At 32.5% G+C, this 24,325-nt stretch carries 23 protein-coding genes; 3 read left to right on the top strand and 20 right to left on the bottom strand.

Going from position 1 to position 24,325, the window contains the following annotated elements:
• Nucleotides 1–67: 67 nt before the first annotated feature.
• From ID741_RS09155 to ID741_RS09145, 3 genes are all read right to left on the bottom strand, one after another.
• Entirely contained in the window at nucleotides 68–1,186 is a 1,119-nt protein-coding gene (locus ID741_RS09155) for an LCP family glycopolymer transferase (RefSeq protein WP_438719784.1), read from the bottom strand.
• A gap of 200 nt (nucleotides 1,187–1,386) precedes the next feature.
• A complete protein-coding gene (locus ID741_RS09150) occupies nucleotides 1,387–1,992 on the bottom strand; it encodes a superoxide dismutase (protein WP_438719783.1) in 606 nt (201 codons plus the stop codon).
• Between the two features lie 73 nt (nucleotides 1,993–2,065).
• The gene (locus ID741_RS09145) at nucleotides 2,066–2,533 is read right to left on the bottom strand and encodes a GtrA family protein (protein WP_438719782.1); all 468 of its coding nucleotides are present in this window, start codon (nucleotides 2,531–2,533) and stop codon (nucleotides 2,066–2,068) included.
• Nucleotides 2,534–2,681: 148 nt separating this feature from the next.
• On the opposite strand from ID741_RS09145, the gene ID741_RS09140 reads away from it, so the two are divergent.
• Both ID741_RS09140 and ID741_RS09135 read left to right on the top strand, forming a co-directional pair.
• On the top strand, nucleotides 2,682–3,500 hold the full coding sequence (locus ID741_RS09140; protein WP_438719781.1) for a DUF1189 domain-containing protein: 819 nt from the start codon (nucleotides 2,682–2,684) through the stop codon (nucleotides 3,498–3,500).
• 69 nt (nucleotides 3,501–3,569) lie between these two features.
• Nucleotides 3,570–4,517 carry a phosphoglycerate dehydrogenase gene (locus tag ID741_RS09135; RefSeq protein ID WP_438719780.1) on the top strand — a complete coding sequence of 316 codons (948 nt, stop codon included), beginning with the start codon at nucleotides 3,570–3,572 and terminating at the stop codon, nucleotides 4,515–4,517.
• A gap of 34 nt (nucleotides 4,518–4,551) precedes the next feature.
• On the opposite strand, the gene ID741_RS09130 is transcribed toward ID741_RS09135, so the two are convergent.
• The 12 genes from ID741_RS09130 to ID741_RS09075 form a co-directional block, all read right to left on the bottom strand.
• A complete protein-coding gene (locus ID741_RS09130) occupies nucleotides 4,552–7,566 on the bottom strand; it encodes an LTA synthase family protein (protein WP_218324940.1) in 3,015 nt (1,004 codons plus the stop codon).
• A 320-nt stretch (nucleotides 7,567–7,886) separates the two neighbouring features.
• On the bottom strand, nucleotides 7,887–8,816 hold the full coding sequence (locus ID741_RS09125; protein ID WP_218324939.1) for a glycosyltransferase family 2 protein: 930 nt from the start codon (nucleotides 8,814–8,816) through the stop codon (nucleotides 7,887–7,889).
• A gap of 11 nt (nucleotides 8,817–8,827) precedes the next feature.
• Entirely contained in the window at nucleotides 8,828–9,121 is a 294-nt protein-coding gene (locus tag ID741_RS09120; protein ID WP_438719779.1) for a HesB/YadR/YfhF family protein, read from the bottom strand.
• 12 nt (nucleotides 9,122–9,133) lie between these two features.
• The gene (locus ID741_RS09115) at nucleotides 9,134–9,802 is read right to left on the bottom strand and encodes a potassium channel family protein (RefSeq protein WP_218324937.1); all 669 of its coding nucleotides are present in this window, start codon (nucleotides 9,800–9,802) and stop codon (nucleotides 9,134–9,136) included.
• 128 nt (nucleotides 9,803–9,930) lie between these two features.
• The gene (locus ID741_RS09110; RefSeq protein WP_438719778.1) at nucleotides 9,931–10,563 is read right to left on the bottom strand and encodes a response regulator; all 633 of its coding nucleotides are present in this window, start codon (nucleotides 10,561–10,563) and stop codon (nucleotides 9,931–9,933) included.
• Nucleotides 10,538–11,623 (bottom strand): histidine kinase, encoded by a 1,086-nt coding sequence (locus tag ID741_RS09105; protein WP_438719777.1) that lies wholly within the window; start codon nucleotides 11,621–11,623, stop codon nucleotides 10,538–10,540. The genes ID741_RS09110 and ID741_RS09105 overlap by 26 nt, the downstream gene beginning before the upstream one ends.
• Nucleotides 11,620–12,342 (bottom strand): cell wall-active antibiotics response protein LiaF, encoded by a 723-nt coding sequence (gene liaF, locus ID741_RS09100; RefSeq protein WP_218324934.1) that lies wholly within the window; start codon nucleotides 12,340–12,342, stop codon nucleotides 11,620–11,622. Before liaF ends, ID741_RS09105 begins: the two co-directional genes overlap by 4 nt.
• 115 nt (nucleotides 12,343–12,457) lie before the next feature.
• Complete coding sequence (gene greA, locus ID741_RS09095) at nucleotides 12,458–12,937, bottom strand: transcription elongation factor GreA (protein WP_218324933.1); 480 nt, start codon at nucleotides 12,935–12,937, stop codon at nucleotides 12,458–12,460.
• Between the two features lie 98 nt (nucleotides 12,938–13,035).
• Complete coding sequence (gene mltG, locus ID741_RS09090; RefSeq protein ID WP_438720459.1) at nucleotides 13,036–14,283, bottom strand: endolytic transglycosylase MltG; 1,248 nt, start codon at nucleotides 14,281–14,283, stop codon at nucleotides 13,036–13,038.
• 402 nt (nucleotides 14,284–14,685) lie between these two features.
• Nucleotides 14,686–15,867 (bottom strand): hypothetical protein, encoded by a 1,182-nt coding sequence (locus tag ID741_RS09085; protein ID WP_438719776.1) that lies wholly within the window; start codon nucleotides 15,865–15,867, stop codon nucleotides 14,686–14,688.
• Nucleotides 15,857–16,804 (bottom strand): glycosyltransferase family 2 protein, encoded by a 948-nt coding sequence (locus ID741_RS09080; protein WP_438719775.1) that lies wholly within the window; start codon nucleotides 16,802–16,804, stop codon nucleotides 15,857–15,859. The genes ID741_RS09085 and ID741_RS09080 overlap by 11 nt, the downstream gene beginning before the upstream one ends.
• A gap of 93 nt (nucleotides 16,805–16,897) precedes the next feature.
• Nucleotides 16,898–17,851, bottom strand: coding sequence for an NAD-dependent epimerase/dehydratase family protein (locus ID741_RS09075; RefSeq protein ID WP_438719774.1), 954 nt, complete (start codon nucleotides 17,849–17,851; stop codon nucleotides 16,898–16,900).
• A 268-nt stretch (nucleotides 17,852–18,119) separates the two neighbouring features.
• Between ID741_RS09075 and tagD the strand changes: the two genes are divergently transcribed.
• Complete coding sequence (tagD, locus tag ID741_RS09070; protein WP_438719773.1) at nucleotides 18,120–18,515, top strand: glycerol-3-phosphate cytidylyltransferase; 396 nt, start codon at nucleotides 18,120–18,122, stop codon at nucleotides 18,513–18,515.
• Nucleotides 18,516–18,609: 94 nt separating this feature from the next.
• Here tagD and ID741_RS09065 read toward each other — a convergent pair whose 3' ends face one another.
• From ID741_RS09065 to ID741_RS09045, 5 genes are read right to left on the bottom strand one after another with little or no spacing between them, the layout of a single operon-like run.
• The gene (locus ID741_RS09065; protein ID WP_246601395.1) at nucleotides 18,610–19,482 is read right to left on the bottom strand and encodes a beta-1,6-N-acetylglucosaminyltransferase; all 873 of its coding nucleotides are present in this window, start codon (nucleotides 19,480–19,482) and stop codon (nucleotides 18,610–18,612) included.
• A 4-nt stretch (nucleotides 19,483–19,486) separates the two neighbouring features.
• Nucleotides 19,487–20,920, bottom strand: a complete 1,434-nt coding sequence (locus ID741_RS09060; RefSeq protein WP_218324929.1) for an oligosaccharide flippase family protein — start codon at nucleotides 20,918–20,920, stop codon at nucleotides 19,487–19,489.
• A gap of 1 nt (nucleotide 20,921) precedes the next feature.
• Nucleotides 20,922–22,061 (bottom strand): CDP-glycerol glycerophosphotransferase family protein, encoded by a 1,140-nt coding sequence (locus tag ID741_RS09055; RefSeq protein ID WP_218324928.1) that lies wholly within the window; start codon nucleotides 22,059–22,061, stop codon nucleotides 20,922–20,924.
• 2 nt (nucleotides 22,062–22,063) lie between these two features.
• Nucleotides 22,064–23,062: a glycosyltransferase family 2 protein gene (locus tag ID741_RS09050; RefSeq protein ID WP_218324927.1), complete on the bottom strand. Its 999-nt coding sequence runs from the start codon at nucleotides 23,060–23,062 to the stop codon at nucleotides 22,064–22,066.
• Nucleotides 23,063–23,106: 44 nt separating this feature from the next.
• Nucleotides 23,107–24,324, bottom strand: coding sequence for an EpsG family protein (locus ID741_RS09045; protein ID WP_218324926.1), 1,218 nt, complete (start codon nucleotides 24,322–24,324; stop codon nucleotides 23,107–23,109).
• Nucleotide 24,325 lies beyond the last annotated feature (1 nt).

The following is a 24,325-nucleotide window of genomic DNA, read 5'->3' as shown; positions in this document are numbered from 1 at the left end:
AAAGAGTGACCTTCGGAAGTTAGCTAAAAATCTAACTTTCGAAGGTCACTATATTTTTTAAAATATTTTAATAGCCGGTTCCGTAATTCGGATCATACTGTGTATTCGGATCCACATAATTCGGATCAACGTAGTTTGGATCAACATAGCTAGAATCATAACCATTATCCGTACCGTATGAATCTGAATAAGTATCACTTGTAGCCGTGCCACCATCATTATTAAATAGTTGGGCCTGATCAGAATCTTCTAAATTCGGTAATGTATCTGATGTTTGAATACCTAGTTGTTCTTTCAGAGTATTTTGAACATCTAATAATTCAGAGGTGCCTAAAATTTGGTAATAAATTTCATTAATAATTTGGTTGGTTCCTTGTAATTGTTTTTGTTCAATATTTTCAAAAGCTGGTAAGTAGTTGGTACCAATATCTAACATTTCATCCCAAGTTAAATCAGTTTCAGCATTTTTTTGAACAGCTTTTAAAATTTTGCGGTAATTGCTGACTCCATCCATCGACATTACTTTTCTTAGAATTTTGGTTACAACTTGGCGTTGACGTTTTTGTCGACCAATATCGCCATCAGGATCTTCATAGCGGTAACGAGCAAAGGCTAGAGCTTGCTCACCATTTAAAGTATGTTTTCCTGCTGTTAATGAGATACCATCTAATTCAAAATCGTACTTATTATTAACCGTGATTCCGCCAACAGCATCAACTAAATCTTTCAGACCTTTCATATTGATGACAACATAATGATCTAAAGGAATGTCCAATAAATTTTCAATTGTGTCCATCGCCATTTTTGTTCCGCCGTATGCATAAGCTGCGTTTAATTTATCTTCCCCGCCATAACCGACAATTTCAGTTAAAATATCACGTTCTAAACTAACTATCGTTGATTTTTTCTGTTCTGGATTTAATGTGACCACCATCATACTGTCTGATCGCCCTTGTTCTGTCCGACCTAAGTCACCAGTATCTGTTCCCATCAATAAAATTGAGAATGGTTCATTATTATTTATATCCGCAGTTGAATTATCACTATCACGGTCAATTGTCTTTCGAATGCTGTTGACTGCGCTACTAGCATCACTAGTAACTTTAGCGAAGTAATAAGTTCCTGCGCCAGCAGCTACATTTATTAATAAAATCAGTGTTACCACAATTTTTTTCCAAAGCTTCATAATACACCTCATCCAACGATTTGTCGGTTTATTTTCTCACAATCTTTCTAACGATTCAATCAATTATCAAATGCGTCTGTTTGATATAAATAAAACTTAAAGAAATTTCCTCACAGAAAAACCAGACAAAATTCATTATATCACAAACTTTAACCAAAAAAAGAGACCGATTAAAAATCAGTCTCTTTAAGATGAATAAATTATTTAGCTGCTGCTAAGTTTTTGTTTGCTTGATCCCAGTTTACTAATTCCCAGAAAGCTGCGATATAGTCTGGACGTACATTTTTATATTTCAAGTAATAAGCATGTTCCCAAACATCTAAACCAATAACTGGTACTAAACCATCTGTTAATGGCGAATCTTGGTTTGCTGTAGAAATGATTGCTAATTTGCCATCTTTTACTACAACCCATGCCCAGCCAGAACCGAAGCGGCCAGTTGCTGCTACTTTAAAATCTTCTTTTAATTTTTCAAATCCACCATAAGCTTCAATTGCATCTTTGATTTCACCAGTTGGCTGTCCACCAGCATTTGGTGCTAAAATTTTCCAGAAGAAACTGTGGTTTACGTGTCCACCACCATTATTACGTACAGCAGTTCGGATATCTTCAGGTACTTCATTTAAGTTTGCAACCAAATCTTCAATTGATTGTTCGCCTAATTCTGGATATTTCTCAATTGCTGCGTTTAAGTTTGTCACATAAGTATTGTGGTGTTTGTCATGATGTAAATGCATTGTTTCTACATCAATATAAGGTTCCAATGCATCGTATCCGTAAGGTAATTCTGGTAAAGTATAAGCCATGTTAAGTTTCCTCCTTTAATATCATTACAATAATTATTGTACCTAACTTAGCAAATATCTTCAAAAGATATGCTTAACGCGGTGATGAATTCGGTTTCTCGTCTTCAATAATCTCTACTTTTTTGAATATAAATAGCTTACTAAAAAAGTAATTTGCTACTACTACTACTACTTGGGTCACGATTTTTGCAATCAGATTCCCAGTGGACAAGATATCGATAAATAGAAACATACAAGCCATGTCCATGGCAAAAGAAACCAATCTTGCCAAAATAAATTTAGCAAATTCCCAAGTCAGTGCAGTAAAACTCTCCGTTTTTGAATGAAATACCCATAACTTATTAGTGACAAATGCAAATAATACCGAACAGACCCAAGAGATAGTATTAGAAATGGTCCAACTTAAATCAAAACCTTGTTGTGCAACTTGGAAAGTTACAATATTGACTAAAGTAGCCAATCCACCGAAAAACAAATAAATAAATACTTCCCATAATTTTTTTTCTTCTAAATATGTTTTAAACTTCTGATAAATTTTCATTTTCTTCACCTTTTTATTTTATTCCTTTGTACCTTACCTCAAATCATTATAAATGGTCAATTCCATTTGATAAATCTTATCTTTTTAGCTTGTGATTTAACTATGACTTCGCTACAATATTGATTGAATATAGAAATGGAGCGATAAAATGACTTTTCGTCAATTAATTAAAGGCAGTTTTTTTCATTTTTCAGATCTAAAAGGTGCTAAAGATACCCCTTTTTGGAAGGCAATTATTTATTTACTAGTACTCAGTGTGTTATTGGCAATCCCTAGCGTCTTTCAAGCAATCGATGTTTTAAAAGAAATCAAAGCCGACAGCTTAAAGATAGTCGAACGAATTCCTGATTTTACTATCAGTGATGGAGAGATTAAAACTGCCGACAATGATGCAGATGGCTTTATTTACCAAACAAACTCAATTATTTTTACTTTTGATCCTGATGGTTCTCGTAGTGAAAAAGATGTCAAAAATGATTTAGTGGGAAATTATTTTAGTATTGGTTTACTAAAAAAAGAAGCGATTTTGGCTTTACCAGATTATGGTGGTATCAGCACCTCTGTTTTAGGTGACAACGTTTTAAAATTTTCTTATAATCAGCAACCTTTTAAAGGTTTAACTAGTCAAAAATTAAAATCAGCCATTCAAAATGTCAATTTACCTGGCTGGTTACCAATTTTGATGCTGGTTGCCGGTATTTATCCTACTTTGATTAGCCTAGCTGTGACCATTGTGTTTATTTCGTTTGCTGCTTGGATCTTTGCGCGGATGCGTCTTAAAAGTGTTGGTTTCTTAGATTGTTTTAAGACAATTATCTTTTGTGCATCAATCCCTACCGTCTTGTCGATGATTATTTTATTTTTCCAGCCACAGTTTGACTATAGCTTACTGATTACAATTATTAGTATGTTTATCTTCTTCACTGCTAGCAGAGGCTTTCCTAACGTGAAATTACCTGGTGCCTAACTCCTTACAATTTTGTGAGGAGTTTTTTTGATGTTTCTCTGGTACAATATTCTTCGAGGTGATAGTGAAATGACAAAACCAATAATTTTTATCCAAGGAAACTATCGAGCAGAGTTTATTGAAAAAATTAAAGCTAATGCAACTGAATATCGTGTCAAAACAACTTTAATAGATGAAGACTTAGAATTTGTTGAAATCTCGGTTGGTTGGGATAAAAAGAATGAACAACAACTATTAGCACATTCACCGTTGAAGTGGGTTCAAGCTATTTCAGCCGGTGTAGACTATTTACCACTAAAAGAGTTTGAGAAGAAAGGTATTCTTTTAACCAATGCCAGCGGTCTTCATAGTATTTCAATCTCTGAACACGTGATTGGAGTGATTCTTTCCTATTATCGGGGCTTAAATACCGCTCAGAAAAATCAGCTTGCTCACACTTGGGATACTGATGATATTCATTACGATCAACTATCTGGAAAAAACATGCTAGTGATCGGTACCGGACATATTGGAGAAAAGTTAGCAAAATCAGTAGTCAGTTTAGGAGTCAATCCTTTTGGAATTAATACAACAGGACATACCGTGGATGGCTTTATCGAAACGTATTCCATGAAAAATCTTGCGAAAATTATACAAACAATGGATATTGTGGTTGGAATTTTACCAGGCACAGATGATACTTTCCATATCTTTAACAACGATTTATTTAGTCAAATGAAACCTTCAGCAATTTTTATAAATGTTGGCCGTGGTGATACTGTTCATACACGGGAACTCACAGAAACTCTACAAAATAAGACCATTGCTTTTGCCGCTTTAGATGTTTTTGAAGCAGAACCGTTGCCAGCAGATAGCCCTTTATGGGAATTAGATAATCTTTTAATTACTCCTCACATTTCAGGCTTAACAAAACATTTTCAAACAAAATTAATGCAGATTTTCTTGCCAAACCTAACCAGCTTTGTTAAGGATGGTAGTTTAGCTAAAAACCAAGTCAGTTTGAAAAAAGGATATTAAAAAATGGTTCACTCTCATGAGAGTGAACCATTTTTTATTGATTAACTTTTTGTTCTGCCCAAGCAGCACTGTATTGATTACCGGCAGTTAAATCATATTCAATCAGGGTATAATCCCTTAAAATATCTCGTTGTTTTTTAGACAAATCTTTTTCTGCTAAAATTTTATTATTCTTGGTAATAAAAACTTTCTCACCGTTATAGTTGTTTGAAACGCTGGCGGCTGGATCTGTTGTTGAAGGCAACACTTGATTAGTTAGCTCAGTGATCAAAGCATAATAAGGCGTCACTTTTATCCCTGCTTGCTCTAAAGCTAGAGCAGAGAAATTATACGGTGATACAATTTTATTTGCTAATTTCTTATTTTGTTCACGACTATATTTGTTATTGTAAATAAAGAAATCAGTTTCGTGTTGTTCTAAACCGTAGGTTGCCATATTATTTCCACTATAAAGCGATGGCAAATGATCGCCATAAAAAACGAAAGTAATTGGTTTTTGAATTTGATCAATTGCTTTAATAAATCCTTTGACTGCTTCATCAGTGTAATGGATTCCTTGCATATAAGTATTTAACTCATTTTTACGGCTATCAATCACAGCTGGCCCAATGAAAGAATAATCATTGGCTTCATAATAATCTTGCTCATACGGCATATGATTTTGCATGGTAGACAACTGAATAAATTGTGAAGTTGAAAGATTACCATTCAAGACTTCTAACGTGTCTTTATAAGCTGATTCATCGGAAACGTAAGGGCTATTATCGATCGTCTCCATGAATTTAAGTTTATTTTCAGTAGCACCTTCGTAATAAAATTTATCAAAACCAAATTTTTGATAAACGCCAATTCGATTATACAGAGTTGCCACGTAAGGATGAATTGCAACACTTTCATCAAATAAATTAGTAATATTGGGCGCACTCTTTTGTTTTTCAACTAATTGTGTATACGGTGTCGGTAAAGTCGGCGACAAATTACTAATATCTAAACTTGTCAGTGAGGCCCATTCCATATTAGCAGTTCCCCCACCGTATCCATTTGACAGCATCAAACCGCTGGTGGTTTTCTTCTTCATATTCAAAATATATTTGATTGGATTACCATCTACTTCAATATTTGGCACTCTTGCCGGATCACTAAAACTTTCACTTAAATTAAAAATAACTGTTTGATTATTCGCCCAATTTTGTCGCTCTTGGTTAATTTGATTGGCCTCGCCATTGTATTTCGCCATAATTTCTTCAATTTTTTCTTTTGAATATCCTTCAGGTTCATCCATGACGGTCGTATCAACATTATTTAAAAATTGAAGAATCGGACCGTTAATTTGGGCTCCTAATTTTTGATTATAAAAGTAACGATTAATTCTGAAAAAATTAAATAATAAATACGACGGTGAATCTTTGTGATTTACAAAACCAAGACTGCCAAAGAATAATAAAATCAAACCTATTTTTATAAGTTTATTTTTCCAACCGAATTTAATGCGGTACATCTTTTTAGCTCGCCGTTCTAAGCGGATTGCTGAATAGGCAAAAGCAATTAATATTATTATAGCCGCTACTATAATAACCGGATTGACATAATTTAAAATTTCATTCATGCCACTAATCATCGTCATGTCAGAAGGTAAAATCGGCTCTTCTCTTAAAGACATTTTAAGAAAATTAGAAATGGTAATTAGCAAATCGGCTAAAATTGTAAAAATAAACGAATACCAATAACGATTGGTCACGTAAAAAAGTAATAAGAAGAAAAGGACAATAACAAGTACATTTAAAAGGATTGCTGATTGCCGATGAAAAAGAATATAAAAATAGGCGTTGACAGTATTAGAAACACTTACAGCAATCTGGTTACCAGATAGTAAAAACATCTGACCAATCGTAAACAAATAAAAGAAGCCAACCACATATAGTAAACGTTTTTTTCCGCCGATCCAATGAATCAATTTTTCAGCTTTGGCTTTTAGCTGTGCCAAAGAACTAAAGCTTAACTTTTGTTCTAAAAATATAAATGGGCGTGTTCCTTGTAAGTAATAACCAGCTATAGTAAAAACTAAGACAGCTGTTAAATACATCAAAGTAAACAAACAAATAGCCCAAACCCACATCATTTTTAAATGAGGCATTGCATCACGATAATAAGTCGCCACGCTAAAAGTAGTTAAACGCCAATTGATAACAACTTGTATTGCAATCAGGAACGTAGCCAATAATCTCCCAGAAACAAAAAAATGCTGAGATTTATTTTGCCATTTCTCTAAATTAACAAATAAACTTATAGTATAATACATCGCAAAAATGGAATAAGGTACCACAAATCTCGTAGCACTTGAGCCGTCATTATGGACCGCCAAGGAGACTTGTGCCATCAGAAAAACAGAACCAATCATCGCAGCCAAGCTAAAAAACAAATGACGTTTCGGATGATTTATTTTTTTAATTATATCAAAGCGTTGAAACGTATAGCCTAAAATAACGAGATAAAGTAACCATAAAATATTTTCACCGCGAAGACCAAAGTTCCATAAATCATTACTAAATAAAGTAGGTAGACCAATCAAGGCAATTGTCGCAACGATCATCCCGCGTTTGAATAACGTTTCGTTTATTTTATCTAAATAATCAACTAAGTAAGGTAAGGCCAGCAATAATAAGACACACGCTACAGCGTATTGAAAATAATTTTGACTAATGGGAAATAAAATCATCCAATAGTTTTTAATGTCAAATGACCCTCTTAACGCCATGAAAAATAAATTTGAGGATAAAGCCATTACTATATAAAGCAATAAATAACGACTTAATCGATGAACCAAAGAAGTTTTACGGATTTTTTTCTGATAGTAGCCAAAATAAAGTGGGATTAAATTTAAACCAATAAAAAAGATACAATAAATTGTTTGATAAAGATAAAAGCGATCAGGATTTCCACTAAAACTCGGAATGACCGTAGCCGAAGTCAAAACTCGCTGTAACACCATAAATAAGCTGGCAATTAATATTGTTATAAAAGGATATTTCCGAACTTTTTTTTCTATCATCTCAGTCTAAAACTCCAAATCAATTTATAAATTTTGCAATTAAATCAGGTTATACTATAACATATCTTAAGCCAATAATGACAGGTCAGAAAAACTTTAATAATAGTTTAAAAAGCAAAAAAACAACCGAACCTAATTAGTCCAGTTGTACTAGTTACTTGAATATTAACTCAATAATTTCTACTGTTACATTGGATAGAAAAATGTTTGTATAAAATATAAACTTGATAGCTCAAACAAAACGGCAACGACTAAGTAATAGGTACACACTCTGACGAGTATAAGTGCTTTACTCATTATTTATTTCACGAAATATCCAATTAATTTAAGTCTTTTTCTGTTTCCTTTACGATATAGACGGGGCGTTTTTTTGTTTCCAAAAATATTTTCCCGATATACTTGCCGATAATTCCCAAGCAAAGCAATTGTAAGCCACCAATAAATAAAAAGATTGACACCATCGAAGGCCATCCTGCAGTCGGATCACCGTATAAAACTGCTCTTACTACAATAAAAATCATCGCGATAATTGAAACAAAGCAGGAAAATGCACCCACAAATGAAGCAATGTTTAAAGGAGCATCTGAAAAATTGACAATGCCATCAATTGAATAGTTAAATAATTTCCAAAAAGACCAAGTAGTTTCCCCAGCCGAGCGTTCTCTATTTTCAAATGACAGATATTCCGTTTTGAAACCCACCCAGCTAAATAAGCCTTTAGAAAAACGATTGTATTCAGTTAATTCTAAAACAGCAGTTACCATCTGCCGTGTCATTAAGCGATAGTCTCTAGCACCATCGACCATTTCAGTATCGCTTATTTTATTAATCAGCTGATAAAACTTCTTAGCAAAAAAACTGCGAATCGGCGGTTCTCCACTTCGATCACCTCTCCGAGTACCAACACAATCTATATCAGATGATTCAATCATTTTCACCATTTCAGGCAATAATTCAGGAGGATCTTGTAAATCCACATCCATCACAGTCACTAAATCACCCTGCGCATTTTGTAAGCCGGCATATAAAGCAGCCTCTTTCCCAAAATTTCTAGAAAAAGACAGATAGCGAACATACTCATATTTGCGGGCCAAATTACGCATAACTAAAAGCGTATGATCCTTAGAGCCATCATTGACAAATATATACTCAATCGAATGACCTGTTTGTGATTTTATTTTTTCCATCTCCGCAAAAAAAAGAGGAATCGCTTCCTCTTCATTAAAACAAGGAATAATTACTGATATCATGTTCTCACCCTTTATGCTTCGTTGAACTCATATTTCGGTTCATCTAATTTTTCATCATAGTCAACTACTAAGTCATAGCCTTTAAAAAACCATTCATCTGCTTCATCGGCAAAAAATAGTAATCCATCTTCTGTTGTCTCAGCTAAAATATTTTCTGATGTGTCCACAGACATTCCAACTGAAAAACCTTCATGAACTTGTGTACTACCGTATACTTTACCAAAAAATCTAATACCTTGACCATCTGCTACTTCAATTTCTGATTTGAACCAATTTAAAGCTTTCGGTGTAATTGTTAATTTCATTTGTAAGAACTCCTATCCATTCATTTTTTCATCTAAATAATCAATGCTAACGTCCTTACCTATTACAACAAGATGATCGTCTTGTAAAACAACTTCATCAGCTGTTGGTGTAACAATCGGCTCTTTCTTTCCAACTCGTCTAATTGCAACTATATTTAAATCAAAGCGTTGGCGAAAATCCAATTCCTGGATGGTTTTCCCATAGAATTTACGATTGGTTACCACGATCTCAGCCAAAGAATATTCATCTGACAACTCTAAATAATCCAAAATATTTCGAGATACCAAATTATGGGCAATTCGATTCCCCATATCTCTTTCTGGATGGACGACCCGATCCGCACCAATTTTTTCTAAGACTCGCGCATGGTATTCGTTCTGTGCTTTTGCTAAAACTGTTGGTACACCCATTTCTTTAACCATCAAAGTAACTAAGATACTTGCTTGAATATCTTCACCAATCGCCACAATGACATAATCAAAATTGCGAATACCTAACGATCGCAAAGTCATTTCATCCTGTGCATTAGCTACAACAGCGTGTGTAGCAATGTTCATATATTCATTTACTCGATCTTCATTGTTATCAATAGCTAGGACTTCTTGCCCTGATTCTACCAAGGTCCGACAAATACTGCCACCAAAACGGCCCAAACCTACAATTGCAAAACTACGTTTCATGATTTATTTCCTTTCTTTAAATCTCTGTAATTCAGTCATAAATGAACTAAAGAGGAGGAATTAATTTATACATTCAATTCATCTTTTTAGTATAACAAAAAGAAAGAGTCGATAAAATAGAGAACTCTCTATTTTATCAACCCATGTTTAAAAGCATAAATGGCTGCTTGTGTTCGATCTTCGACTTCTAACTTTGCTAAAATATTTGAAACGTGGGTTTTAACCGTCTTGAGAGTAATGAACAATTCATCTGCAATTTCTTGATTGCTCATCCCTTGAGAAATGAGCATTAGAATTTCTTCTTCGCGATTCGTTAATTCTTGATGTAAGAAGCGTCGATTGCGATTGGACATTTGTTCCATCATTTTAGTTGTCACTTCTGGTTCTAAAACTCGTTCACCTTGAAAAGTTGCTCGGATTGCATCTGCAATTTCATGAGCTGTTGAAGTTTTTAATAAATAGCCAGATGCGCCAGCTTCAATTGCAGGATAAACTTTTTCATCATCAATGAAACTAGTCACAATTAATATCTTGGCTTCTGGCCAATCAGCCAGAATCTTCTTAGTGGATTCAATTCCATCCATCACTTCCATCACTAAATCCATTAAAATTACATCAGGTCTCAAATCCATGGCTTTAAGATAGCCATCTTCCCCATTTTCAGCTTCACCAACAACTTCAATATCATTTTGAATCGATAAGTATGAAGACACTCCTAAGCGCACCATCTCATGATCATCCACTAACAACACTCGTATCATCTTCTGCCTCCTTCACAATCGGTACTTTTATTTCAACACTGGTTCCTTGATTTTTAAAACTTATGATTTTGGTAGAACCACCAATACTTGCTATTCGTTCACGAATATTTCTTAATCCATAGCTTCCAGCATGATCGTCTTCAGGGTCAAAACCTACTCCATCATCAACAACCCGTAAAATTAAAGTTGGTCCGACAATTTTCAAATAGACTTCTAACTCGCTGGCTTTGGCATGACGTAATGTATTAGACAAAATTTCTTGGACTACTCTGAAAATCTGATCTTCAATCCCTGAGGTGACTTTCAAATCTTCAATATTCCAATTTAATTTAATTGAAATCTTCGTTTGTAATTCTCTCAATAATTGCTCAATACCTTGTTTTAAACTTTTACCTTCAAGATTTACTGGTCGTAAATGTAACAATAATGCCCGCATTTCAGATTGAGCAGCATTGATAATATCTACAACAGTCGCTAGCGGCTTTTTGTAAATTTCTAATTCCTTAGCAACTTGCGCTTGTTCATTTAGTGCAGACAGCATCATCATCGCTGCAAAAAGCTGTTGCGATACGGAATCGTGTAATTCTCGGGCCAAACGATGCCGTTCTTCCTCCAAAATTTTTTCTTTTGTCAAACCGTCAAATAGTTGTGGCTGACTACTTAATTGCTGTAGCTCGCGACTGACTGATACTAATTTTTTTTGTAAAGTTTTTATATCCTGATTAATATTTTCTAATTCATGACTTTGTCCCAACTGTCGATCTAATAAAGGATGGTCATAATCTCCTGATGCTAATCGTTCCAGTTTTTCTGCAACGCGACCAATCTGCCTTTTTTGGATAAAAGTAATAATCCCGTACACTACAATTCCTGCTGTCAGCGAAATAACTATTAGGTGAAAGAAAATAGGTAAATAGAAAATTCTAGCTGAAAACAATTGGGCAAATAGTTGCTTACGACCAATTGCATACATATATAGAAAAAGAGTCGTAATAATAATCAAAAAAGTCGTTAACCCAGAATAAAAGGCAAGTTGTAGCTTACCATATTTTCCTGTCATGCACGTATCACCTCAACATCTCCAAATAATGTGTTGGTGACTAATTTTAAGCGACGAGGTGTTTGATCATAGTCTTCACTATAAATTTTAATCGATTCATTCTTAAGTAATGTTTCCTCGTGATCAAATTCAATTTTTCCGTAAATACTTGCATGTTCTAACATAATTCCGACTCCATCTGGCACTATGATACGTGTTCGCCCAAAGCCTTTTCGAATCAGAACTACATTGTCTTCTTTTGGTAATAATGTATTTCCTAAATCAATAATGGTATCACCAGCAAATACGGACAGGTTAATATCATCCCATTCAAATATTTCATTGCCGATTCTTTCGCTGCCCATCCAATTTTGTTTCTTCTTTTCTCCATGATGACCGGTGGGCTCAACAGCTTCAACCATTATGATGGCTTTTTTATTTTTTGAAAAATAACTAGAAAAATTAACACCAGCAATTTCTGCCCCTTTTAAGAAAATAAAAGATACACCAAATATCAACATTGCCCAAGTAGCTGGTGAATTGACTAAACATAAAGCTAAAATAACCGATCCCAAAATTAGTTGGAATCGTCGCTTGCGATTTTTTCTTAAAGCCCAATAAATATTTAAAACACCAAAAATAAACATCACTAAAACAGCGGTATTTGATGCTAATTGCCAAAGTAGAAGAATCGCTAATAATGCTTCTATCAATAAAAAGAAGCGCCAAGGATTTTTCACCCAATCATCCTTTCTGAAAGTTTCTTAATTATATATTACTGTTAAAAATTTAAAATTACTATGGGACCTAAGAAGGATATCAGCCAAAAAATAAAGCTAAGGCAAATGCCTCAGCTTAAATTTGTTCTACTTTTTCAATCTTCACTTGCATATCGCCACCAGGCGTACTAATAGCAACACTGTCACCAACTTTTTTACCAATTAATGCTTGAGCAATCGGTGAGTCGTTTGAAATTTTACCTGTTAATGGATTAGCTTCTGCTTTCCCAACGATGGTATATTGTTCTTCATCGCCATCGGGTAATTCAATGAATGTCACTGTTTTTCCGATAGAGATGACATCGTTATCAACGTTATCATTATCGATAATTTCAGCAAAACGAATCATATTCTCTAATGTATTGATACGTCCTTCAACAAATGCTTGTTCATCTTTAGCAGATTCATATTCGGAGTTTTCCGATAAATCACCGAAACTTCTAGCAATTTTAATTCGTTCGATAATTTCTCCACGTTTCACAGTCTTTAATTGTTCTAACTCTTCTTCTAACTTTGCTTTTCCCTCATGAGTCATCGGGTATGTTTTTTCTACCATTTAAAAATCTCCTTCATACAAAAAATTACAAAAAGGTAATCTTTTGAAGTATAATCCTCAAAAGATTACCACGTTATTCTTCAGTTGTAAATTGTTTCTTAGTTATTTACATATTTTTCTACTAAAGCCAAATGTTCGTCATACGTTTCAGCGTAATAAACTTTACCGGTTGAAGTATCTGCAACAAAATAATAGTAATCATTTGCTGTCGGATTTAAGACTGCCTGAATTGCTTGCTCACTTGGATTATCAAATGGTCCTGGACCATAGCCTAAGTTTACATACAAGTTATACGGTGAATCCACTTCAGTATCTTTGTAAGTCACATTTTCTTTGTGCTCACCAAGAGCATAAAGAATTGAAATATCTGACTGTAAGGCCATACCGGCATCAATTCGGTTAAAGAAGACTTGAGCGATGTTCTTACGATCAGACTCAGTTACCCCTTCTTTTTCCACTAACGATGCTAGAGTCATTACTTCTTGAACATTTAAGCCTTTTTCAGTAATTTGGCTATAATATGGGCTTAAAATATTATTCGTCGCATCAACCATTTGATAGACTAAGTCTTTCAATGTTGTATCGCTGTGAACATTATACGTCGCTGGGAATAAATAGCCTTCCAAACGATAACGAACATCCGTAGCCGTTCCAGCATCTGTTAAAAGATTTGGATAAGCAGCCTCTAATTCAGAGAAGAAATCTTGATCTTGCATTAAACTAATGAAATCATCTTTTTTGAAATCAGATTTCTTCGCGATCAAGGTACCAATCTGATCCACATCGTAACCTTCCGGAATTGTCAGCTTAGTAGCATCATCTAACGGTTCAGCACTACCACCTTGCTGCAACTCTTTACTAATCTTATCTAAGCTCATATCAGCTGAAAAATGATAATAACCTGATTGAAAATTGGTTAAGTTTTTAAATTTTGTATAGAAGTTAAAAATTAGACCACTTCGAATAACTTCATCTCGCTGTAAAATTTCTCCAATTTGACGATTCGATGAACCACTTGGTACTTGAACTTGGACCAACTTACTATCATTCGTATCTAGAGGCTTCAAGCCTGCACTAACATAATTGTAGCCAGAAATCACAACAATTCCAGCGATAATTAACATTGCAATCGTTAATACATACACGATTTTACGAACTACGCGATCTTCTTTGCGTCGTCTCGTTTTCTTCAAATTGTTCTCCTCACTTGCTGACCGCTTCTTAGGTAGGTTTTCTTCCTGCAAAGAATCGAACTTCTGATTAATCTTTCTAAATACAGTAGGTTCTAAATCTTTTTTGCGGTTCTTTTTCCTGTCAATTTTTTCTTGCTCTGCTTTTTCTAACATCTTCTCGTAAAAATCAGTAGAACGTTTCTCAGCCTGCTCTTGCTCTTCAACCTGATGATTTATTTTTTCGATTCTCGGTGAATGTTCAATTTTCTGAACAGTTTCTTCATTTTCTTTGTTGCTAGCTGTGCTAATTCTACCGCGAAATCGGCTTTCTCTTATTCTATCAGAAGATAAGGAAACTTTTCTTGTTGGATCTGTTGCGTCATCTTGTCCTCTTTTTTTACGGCTCTCATCTAATGAGCGCATAATCTGATCTTTAAAAGAACTTTCTCCTGAGTCTTTATTTTCCTCAGACAAAGCAACTCCTCCTTACTCCATGTTATAACGGATACCATTATACATGAAAGTCAGGAGGAGGGAAACGAGAAATTTAAAAGTTAAAGAAAACTAGTAATTTTATTACCTTCTAATTTTTCTAACTGTGACAAATTGCATCGAAATAAAGGATAACAAACTAAATACGGAGATGATTTGTAATCTATACGTAAAAAAAGAATGAATCTGTGAATGGTTTACGACAATCATATACCATATATAAGGATAAGCAATCAGTAGAAGTATCGGCCACATCTTTTTAGAAAAAGGCATGTGTTTAGTTTTTATGAAATAAATGATTGCAGCTAAAACTAGTAAGAGTAAAATTACTATATTAAAATTGCTAAAAAAGTTAGAAGTATTACCTTTCAACATAAATGCACGGTCAATAGGATAGTCAGCACTACCTTCAGTTCTAAATAAAATCCGATGTAGCGATTCTTTGATAATGTTTCTTTTCAAAATAAAACTAGCCAATATCCATTTTGAAAACCAAGTAACCGTATAACCTACCATCCATACTATTGAATTTGTGACAATTTCTAAGGCATTCGTAAAAAAGTCAGTATGTGCAATATATTTATTTTTGAGACACAAATACAGAATAAGTGGTTCTGCCAAAGTAATCAAAGGAACAGTCAATAGGTCAAAGAAATTGGTGATCATTCCGATACTTAAACAAGTAATTAAAATGTTCCCGTAGTTTGAAAAATATTTTTCTTTTCTAGTTAACAAGAATATGTTGCACAACATTAGTATAATAAAAACATTTGAAAACTGCATACTAACAAAGAATGTATAAAATCTTGCCATAAAAAGTGTAACTAAAAAAGAGAAAGCAAAGAAAATGTTCAATTTTTTTGCTAGAAGAAGGCAATTCAAGCCGATCAAGACAGCGAGAACCAAACCATACAATTGCCGAATTGATCCGTAACTAAAAAATACTAACAATGGACGTAGAAAAATTAAATAACCGTGCCAATATCTAGGATAATCCGAATTATCCATACTCTCATACACGACACCCTTATTCCCTTTAGAAGCTCCTTTTATCATCAGACTATCGGTAAAATTGTCAAGTTGCGATGCACTTTTATCGCCAAAATTTAAAACCGGATAATTACCCTCAGCTTCAAAAACTACACTACTTTTCTCAATGTTTTTCTCAACAGCTGAGTTGGGGATAGTGTATACTAACAAAAGGCTACTAAAAAAAAGAGCAATTAACCCAACAAATATTATAATTCCTCTCATTTTATTTTTCATCATTTTTCTCCTCATGATAAACTCTATATAAATTTAACTCATATTGCTTTTTATCATCTGTAACAACCGTATCTAAAATAAAACCAGTAATTAATAGCAATAACACAAACGTCATTAAACCTGAAGCCAACACCGCTGAGGGTAATTTTGTAATAAAACCAGTTGTAAAAAACTCAATAATGACTGGAATTCCTACAATTAAAGCCAAAATAAAAAAAATGGATGCAAAAATTGAAAAGAAAAACATCGGTTTATAATCTTTACACATTTTAAAAATAGTAAAGATTACTTTTGTACCATCAGTAATGGTATTTAATTTTGATTCACTTCCTTCAGGTCGATCACGATAATCAATCGGAATTTCCACCAACTTAAAGCGTTTGTCTAGTGCGTGAATCGTAAACTCCGTCTCAATTTGAAAACCTGCACTCATTACAGGAAAACTTTTGACAAAAATGCGATTGAAGCCACGATAACCAGTCATCACATCACTAACTTTAGATTTGTATAAAAAGTTTATAGTACCCTTTACTAAATTATTGCCAAAATCATGGAATGATCGTTTATTTTCTTCATAATAAGTCCCATTTGATAAGCGATCGCCGATAACCATATCAGCTTTTCCCGATCGTAATTCTTCTAATAATAATTGACTTGCTTCAGCAGGATAAGTATCGTCTCCATCCACCATTAAATAATAATCTGCGTCAATGTCAAAAAACATTTGGCGAATCACATTGCCTTTTCCTTGACGAGGTTCTTTTTTCACATTTACCCCTTCTGCCACAGCAATATCGAATGTATTATCGGTTGAATTATTATCATAAACGTAAATTTCTGCTTCAGGCAATACTAACTGAAAATCATTGATTACTTTTTTTATCGTTAATGCTTCATTATAACAAGGAATTAAAACGGCTACTTTATCTTTATTCATCTGCTTCTCCTCTTTTAAAAAACCACTATCTAGAATACAAGAAACCCCAAAAAAATACTACCCTAAATCAAAAAAGCCAGCTTTTTAACTGACTTAAAGTAGTTTTTCGTACGTTAAATATTTTTTTAAACCAGTTTGAACATCGTATTTTTCTTTAAAACCTAAATCTTTTAGTTTTGAATTATCAGCAACCGAAACTTTAATATCTCCTTCACGTTCTGATAGATTTTTAACTGGTAATTGCAATTTTAATAGCCCATCCATGACTGTAATCAATTTATTTAGTGATATTTCTTTGCCTAAACCAACATTAAATTGTGTTCCTAAAGCCTCAGCTGATTCGGCAACTAATAATAATGCTTGAACAACGTCATCAACATAAATAAAATCTCTCGACTGTTGTCCATCACCAAATAATGTAAACTCAGCTGGTTCATTTGCCAACATTTTTTTATAACAATCAACTACAATCGAAATGACACCACTATAAGGCGAATCAGGATTCTGATTTGGACCGTAAACATTAAAAAATCTAACCGCACTTGTGGGCACATTGTATAAATGTTGGTAATTTAAAACATATTGTTCTGCTGCAAATTTATCAACCGCATATGGCGTCAGCGGACGAATAATCGATTCTTCCTTTTTAGGTAGTGTTGGCTCGTTTCCATAGACTGCAGCAGACGAACTAAAAACCAATCTTTTTAAATTATGTTGATACTCTCTAATTAATTCTAATAATAATAATACACTATCAAAATTTACTTTATGGGTTTCAATCGGCCGTTCAACTGAATCAGCGACACTAGCAATAGCTGCTAAGTGAAATATATAATCAAATTGCTCTTTTGATAGAATATTTTCCATCACTCTTTGGTCTGTTACCGATCCTTCAATGAAATTAATCGTTTGATCTACATTTTCTTTTTTACCCATCGATAGATCATCAATAACAGTTACGGTATTGTTTTCATTTAAAAAATTGGCTAACGTGGAGCCAATAAAACCAGCGCCACCAGTAATCAGAATTTTTTTATTATCAACCAACGATAACTTCCTCTCTTCACATTAAGAATTCCTATCAATTTTAGCAAATAAATGCTAAAATTGATAGGAATAAATTACGGCATTTTTCATTTTTTGAATTTTTTATTTGATTTATCGCTTGATTCAAGTGATATAATCAATTTTAAAATGACGTTTTTCCAACATAAATAATAATTATTTGTTTTAAATATACATTTGAAGTAGAATTTTTTAATAAGACATTTAAAGTATAAGCCAATCATTTATACTTTAATCGAGGGAGAAAAGCATGAAAAGAGTAATTACTTATGGAACATTTGACTTATTGCACTATGGACACATCAACCTTTTAAAAAGAGCAAAGCAATATGGTGACTATCTAATTGTCGGGCTATCAACTGATGAGTTTAATTGGAATGAAAAACATAAAAAAACGTATTTTTCATATGAGAAGAGAAAACAATTATTAGAATCCATCCGCTATGTTGACTTAGTTATTCCTGAAGAAAATTGGGAACAAAAGGTTTCTGACGCAAATGAATTCCACGTGGATTATTTTGTCATGGGCGATGATTGGACCGGAAAATTTGATTTTGTTCAAGAAGAATCGAATGCAAAAGTAATTTACCTACCACGAACACCTGAAATATCAACAACTCAAATCAAAAATGATTTAAATAGGTAACTTTTGTAAAGTAACTTAAATTTATCTAACAAAAAATTCTAACGATTTTTGTCGTTAGAATTTTTTATTTACCAGTTTATAGATTGTACTTAGTCTAATTTATTAATTTTTTTATTTTATTTAACAAAGCTTTACTTATTTGATCATCAAATTTTCTAGCAAAAAATTCGTTACCCGATTTTAATCGTTGAAAATCAATTTCGGTTAAAACTTTTGGTGTATCATTTTCCCAAGATACATACCGTAAATTGGAATCTGTTGAATTATCAAATTCCAAGTGATATAAACTTTTTCGAAAAGGTGAATTTAAAATAATCGTTTGTAAAAATAGCTCATCACCATTCTGAGTAAATTTGAAGGTCTGTTCAATTTCTGATTTTTTTTGCACTACATAATGAGCTAATTCATTTGTAATAGAAAACCAATTAGCACCCATTTGAAATTCTTTAAAGTACGTACTTTTTTTTGTGCGATCAATAGCAATTATTTTTTGTAAAATAATGCTGATTTTTTGAACTGCCCAAAAAAAATTCTTTTTTTTACCAGTATATTCCTGTAAAAAATAGTAGTATTTTACACGTTTTAAATTTTTCTCGTTAATTATTTCTTTTTGGAATTGGACAAATTCTTTACCATCATTTTTCTTCAAAAAAGCTTGCATTGCTTCATTACTTTTTATCGGAAAATCAATCCCTGATAACAAATGATAATAATTAAAGTTTCCTTTTACCGCCTCTTCTAAAAGTAGTATCTCCGCCTCAATCTGAGAATACGCTCCCCAAATAACATTTCTATTTTCAACAAAAGTAATTGGACTCTTCATCTTCCAAGAATTAATCAGTTCTTTCGTTAGCTTACTTTTTTTATCTATGTGAATAAAAAAGGCGTGCTCAGTATAATCTAGTTGTTGCAGTAATAATTTTAAGTTTTCTGGCTTTTCATGGGCCATGATTAAAAAAGCATCCAATTAATTAAGCACCTCTCTTAAAAAATTTTCCCAAAAGCTGTCGTAAATCAGGAAATGTTACACATGCCACAATCAAGTATACTAAGAAAATTAACAGTGATTTCCAAACCATATTGACAAACGGTGGTCCTAGGTGATTTGGTAATAAAAAGAAACTGATCAAAGAAATAAAAATTGAAATAACAGTAAATACCACAACTGATTTATCAAAAATAAGTTTTAAATCTAGTTCTTTCCTGACTAAAAATACTTTCATCAAAAAAATCGAAAATTCTACAAACACCAGTACAATTGTGCCGCCAATCGCTCCATACTTTGGAACAATCAAGACATTCCCTATCACGCTGATGAATGCACCTGTAATCAAAGGATAAGCAAAGGCACGATCATTTTCAATTGCAATTGAAAACTGATTTGAAAAAATTCCACCAAGTGGACTCAAAATAATGATCAATGACACCAACAACATATTACTGGTCATTTTAATAAAGTCATTGCCAAAGAACCAAGGGACAAAAGTGATTGTATTAGCAAAAATAATATTAAAAAACATGATACTAAAAATCAAGGTGTAATCAAATGATTTTTTGGTGTATCTGACAATCTTTTGACGATCTCCTTCTGCTTGTGCTTTTGACATCTTAGGTAACATGACAATCGTTACAGAAGTTAACAAGGCCAAAATTATGCGAGCAATTTTTTGTGATTGGTCGTAATATGATAATTCTGTTGGATCTACAAACTGACCCACCACAGTTTTATCCAAAGTTGTATAGACTTGCATAAACAATTGCGGAATTAAAATAAAGAGACCTGGTTTCCACATGCTCGCAAATATTTTTCGATCAAATTGTATTTTTCCAACTTTTTTATGAATACCAACCCAAAAAACTAAACTACCAACCAAATTAACTGCTGAAGTTATAAATATATATAACCAAAGGTCCTCTTGATTATTAATCAATAAAATAATCAAAACGACAGAAGTAATTTTAATTAAAGTATTACGAACAACAACCTTAGCAAATTCTTCAATGCCTTGAAAAAACCAAGATATGTCCAGTGTGACCCCAATAATAAAGAGCAATTGAATCAAATACAAAGAAGCATACTTAACTTGAAAAATCCAAATAACCGCTACATAAAACAAAATAGAAATCAAGCCAATTAAAAATTGCATAGCGTATAAATTCCAAAATTGACTTGTTAGCTTTTCTCGATCATTTTTAACTTTTGCAATATTCCTTATTCTAAACGGACTCATGCCGATTGCAATAACAGTAATTAAAAACTGGGCAATTGAAAAAACATATCCGTAAATCCCAAGCCCTTCAGAACCAATTCTACGACTTAAAATAGGTGTTGTAAGCAAGGGTAAAATAATTAAAAATACTTGGTAGACCGCATTATACATAATATCTTTAATAGTTTTTTTCATACTAAACTTCTTTCAAAATTAACTCGATAATATAATCAGTACTTTTTCCAGTCTCAAAATTGCCAATAAAATCTAGTAATCTTTGACTACTATATTCTAATTTATCTTTTTGATTTTTAAAAACATCAATCAATGCTAAACCGTTTTTTGCAGTGGGAACTGGCAAATCAGTCAAAGTTAAATAGAAACCCCGTTCTTGTTTATATTCCGCTTCGTCATAATTAAAAAGAATTAATGGCTTTCCTAAAAGTGCATAATCAAAAAATATAGAGGAGTAGTCAGTAATTAATAAATCAATTTCTTCAAATAATTCTTCTAATGATTGACCATCTGGTAATAAATTAAACTGATTTTTTTTCATATAATTCAAACTAGTTTGATCATTTGATAAATTACGGTTTACATTAGGATGAAATTTAACCATGAAAATAATATCTACATTTTGCGTAGCAAAGTACTTTTTAATTTCAAGAATATTTAGCTTTTCCAATTGAGGAATTCCATTCTCTGAAAGGTTGTCGCGAAAAGTTGGTGCAAATAAAATATTTAACTGTTTTTTTTCAAAAAAAGAAATATCTTTCTTTGGATATATTGCCAACTGATCGTTTCTAGGCGTACCGATATTCAATATTTTTTCTTTAGAGATTTTAAAAGCACGAGGATAAATTTCAGAGGAATATCGATTTCCCGAAAGTAAATAAGTAATAGATTCACTATCACGAGCAGAGTAATTTAAATAATGATTACTTAATTTATCTTTTGCATCAAATTCTATTAATTTAAGCGGCGTACCATGCCAAGTCTGAAAATATATCTGTGGCTCTCTTTTTTTTATAGCAATGGTCTTTCGGCTATCATCTATCCAAAATTTAGCAGTATATAAATAATACGCTGCTCGCCAAGAATCATATGCCACTCTCTGTATTTCTTTTGGGAGATCCACTTCTACTTCAGGTTTAATTAGCCAAACATACTTTAAATCAATGCCTTGTTGAATCATTTTCTCACAAATTACTTTGGGGTTTCCAGAATAATTTCTACCTCCAAAACTTGAAAAAACAATCGTGTCAGATTTTATTGGAAACAGCCTAAAAAGAAGTGGTAAGATATTGCGAAAAAAGAACTTTTTTATATTTTTCATTTTTACCTCATCATTTCTATTTTTGATAAAAAATTGCCTATGATTTTCTTTCTAGTAAATGAAAAAATCATGTTTGGATGATTGGCAATAAACTTTGCTAAATACTTTAACTTCTTAGAAAAATCAGGATCTTCGTTTAAACAATCCTGATATTTTTCAATAAATGCCAGCACATAGTCAAAATTCTTTCGATTGCTATATTGATTTTCAATCATAGCCATAATCATCCTGATAGCCGCGTAAACAGTTCTAGTTCTAACTTTAACTGACACATCTGGATATTTTTCATCAATAAATTGGATGATTTCATTTTGAATATCGAATAGTTCTAATCTCTTTGGATTGAAACTTCCTCGTAAAATGCTATTAGGACTTTGAAAATAGTGGTACTTCTCAGATTGATTAACAACAACAAGTTGAGAACGGTCAATTAACAGATAAGTTGTTGCCATGTCTTCCATTAACCTTCCAACAGGAAATCTTAAATTCAAAAACAATTCGCTTCTAAACAATTTATTGTTGGAGGAATAACCAATTTTGTTATTCATAAATAAATTTTTCATTGCGACTTGTCGATCCATCAATTCCCATTGATTTTTATTTTCTGTTAAGTTAGTGATTTGATGATAATCTTGAATTTTTTTCATTTTTAAAACAGCGATATCTGCTTCAAATTTTAATAATGCTTCTAATAATATTTCCAGATAATCAGGTTCTATCCAGTCATCACTGTCAATAAAGCATACGTATTCGCCGGAAGCGTAATCCAATCCTGTATTTCTAGCAGCACTTAGCCCTCCATTTAATTGATGAAGGACTTTTACTCTTTGATCTTCTTTAGCATATTGATCAGCAATATCACCGCTATTATCAGTCGCACCATCATCAACAACAATAATTTCAATATTTTGAACAGTTTGATTTGAAATTGATAATAAACAAGCCTTTAAGTAGTCCTCCACGTTAAATACAGGAACAATGACGCTGATTTTTTTCTCCATACAAACATCCTAGCTTTCAAATATAGTGTATCTTAGTAAAACAATCATTTACCGAAAAATATCGAAAAATAATTGTTTGTAAAAATGTGGAATATAAATTGAGTTATATCAGTAAATTGAGCCAAAAGAAGACTTTGATATAAAAGCCCCCCAATGCAAACACACATTATGATGATTAAAAAATTCTGTCTTTTTAAGATATCTTTAGTTATAAACGACCAGGAATATATTACTGTAACCAAAGAAAAACGCCAATAAACAGGTAACGTAATTGGGATTGTTCCAATTGTAAGTATTAAAACCAGAAAAATAAAAATTGAAAATTGATTGGTTTTATTTTCATTTGAAAATTGAGAAATCTTTTTGTATTGTTTTGTTATGATGAAAAAGCTTAAAAATAACAGATTAACAATCAAAAAGAACATTTTTTGAAGACGCATGAATAAGCTACCTTCAATATAAACCATATAATCATCAGTACTTCCAAAACCAGTTGCATACGAATAGGCCTTATCAACTAAAGAACTAAATGGTATCGCTATGGGTAATACATGTATAATTTTATAAACTACAATAATTGAAACAGAACACAATAGAAAAATTAAACATATAGTGATTAAGATTTTTTTACTTTTCCACTTATTAATGAAATAGGCTAGTACTCTCAAAAGAATCAAAATGACAGCCGTTTTATGAATTAAAATTGCCACTAAATATAACCAAATAACTCTTTTCCAATTCTTTTCATGGTACACTTCTAGATAAAAACCCAACATAAAAAAGACAAAGGCTGAAATGTTTCGAATGTTACTAGCAATTCCTGGAAAAGACAAAAAAGAAACGACGATAAACATTTGAACAAAAAGAAGTTTGTTACTAACATCATTTCTCTTTCTATTATCTAAAATCATGTAAAACACCGAAGAATAAACAAAAAACATGACTATCAATGGCATTAAATTTACATCATTTAATTTTGAAATACCAAAAAAGAACCAATTGGATAAGTCTAATTGTGCACTCAAATCATAATAATTAAGAAATCTATTTAGAGAAAAATGTGATAACATTTCCATTTTCTCAAAGTAACGAGCCAAATCAATTGTTGGAGATGGATCAATAAAATAAGCTAAATAGCCGAAAAAAGCACCTAATAATAATGCGTAAGCTATCACTTTATTTTTTTCAGTGAAAATAAATTTAGGAACTAAGAACATTCCTAAGATAGGTTGAGCTAAAAAGAACCAAAAAATTATACTCATA

The organism is Enterococcus sp. AZ103 (assembly GCF_051714685.1).
Classification (GTDB): Bacteria; Bacillota; Bacilli; order Lactobacillales; family Enterococcaceae; genus Enterococcus_A; species Enterococcus_A alishanensis.
This window is presented reverse-complemented; position numbering and strand designations above follow the sequence as displayed.

Bases quoted from the DNA above. Each gene is read 5' to 3' on its own strand.
- ID741_RS09155 (WP_438719784.1), bottom strand. From the start codon at position 1,186: ATGAAGCTTTGGAAAAAAATTGTGGTAACACTGATTTTATTAATAAAT.
- ID741_RS09150 (WP_438719783.1), bottom strand. From the start codon at position 1,992: ATGGCTTATACTTTACCAGAATTACCTTACGGATACGATGCATTGGAA.
- ID741_RS09145 (WP_438719782.1), bottom strand. From the start codon at position 2,533: ATGAAAATTTATCAGAAGTTTAAAACATATTTAGAAGAAAAAAAATTA.
- ID741_RS09140 (WP_438719781.1), top strand. From the start codon at position 2,682: ATGACTTTTCGTCAATTAATTAAAGGCAGTTTTTTTCATTTTTCAGAT.
- ID741_RS09135 (WP_438719780.1), top strand. From the start codon at position 3,570: ATGACAAAACCAATAATTTTTATCCAAGGAAACTATCGAGCAGAGTTT.
- ID741_RS09130 (WP_218324940.1), bottom strand. From the start codon at position 7,566: ATGATAGAAAAAAAAGTTCGGAAATATCCTTTTATAACAATATTAATT.
- ID741_RS09125 (WP_218324939.1), bottom strand. From the start codon at position 8,816: ATGATATCAGTAATTATTCCTTGTTTTAATGAAGAGGAAGCGATTCCT.
- ID741_RS09120 (WP_438719779.1), bottom strand. From the start codon at position 9,121: ATGAAATTAACAATTACACCGAAAGCTTTAAATTGGTTCAAATCAGAA.
- ID741_RS09115 (WP_218324937.1), bottom strand. From the start codon at position 9,802: ATGAAACGTAGTTTTGCAATTGTAGGTTTGGGCCGTTTTGGTGGCAGT.
- ID741_RS09110 (WP_438719778.1), bottom strand. From the start codon at position 10,563: ATGATACGAGTGTTGTTAGTGGATGATCATGAGATGGTGCGCTTAGGA.
- ID741_RS09105 (WP_438719777.1), bottom strand. From the start codon at position 11,623: ATGACAGGAAAATATGGTAAGCTACAACTTGCCTTTTATTCTGGGTTA.
- greA (WP_218324933.1), bottom strand. From the start codon at position 12,937: ATGGTAGAAAAAACATACCCGATGACTCATGAGGGAAAAGCAAAGTTA.
- mltG (WP_438720459.1), bottom strand. From the start codon at position 14,283: ATGTTAGAAAAAGCAGAGCAAGAAAAAATTGACAGGAAAAAGAACCGC.
- ID741_RS09085 (WP_438719776.1), bottom strand. From the start codon at position 15,867: ATGAAAAATAAAATGAGAGGAATTATAATATTTGTTGGGTTAATTGCT.
- ID741_RS09080 (WP_438719775.1), bottom strand. From the start codon at position 16,804: ATGAATAAAGATAAAGTAGCCGTTTTAATTCCTTGTTATAATGAAGCA.
- tagD (WP_438719773.1), top strand. From the start codon at position 18,120: ATGAAAAGAGTAATTACTTATGGAACATTTGACTTATTGCACTATGGA.
- ID741_RS09060 (WP_218324929.1), bottom strand. From the start codon at position 20,920: ATGAAAAAAACTATTAAAGATATTATGTATAATGCGGTCTACCAAGTA.
- ID741_RS09055 (WP_218324928.1), bottom strand. From the start codon at position 22,061: ATGAAAAATATAAAAAAGTTCTTTTTTCGCAATATCTTACCACTTCTT.
- ID741_RS09050 (WP_218324927.1), bottom strand. From the start codon at position 23,062: ATGGAGAAAAAAATCAGCGTCATTGTTCCTGTATTTAACGTGGAGGAC.
- ID741_RS09045 (WP_218324926.1), bottom strand. From the start codon at position 24,324: ATGAGTATAATTTTTTGGTTCTTTTTAGCTCAACCTATCTTAGGAATG.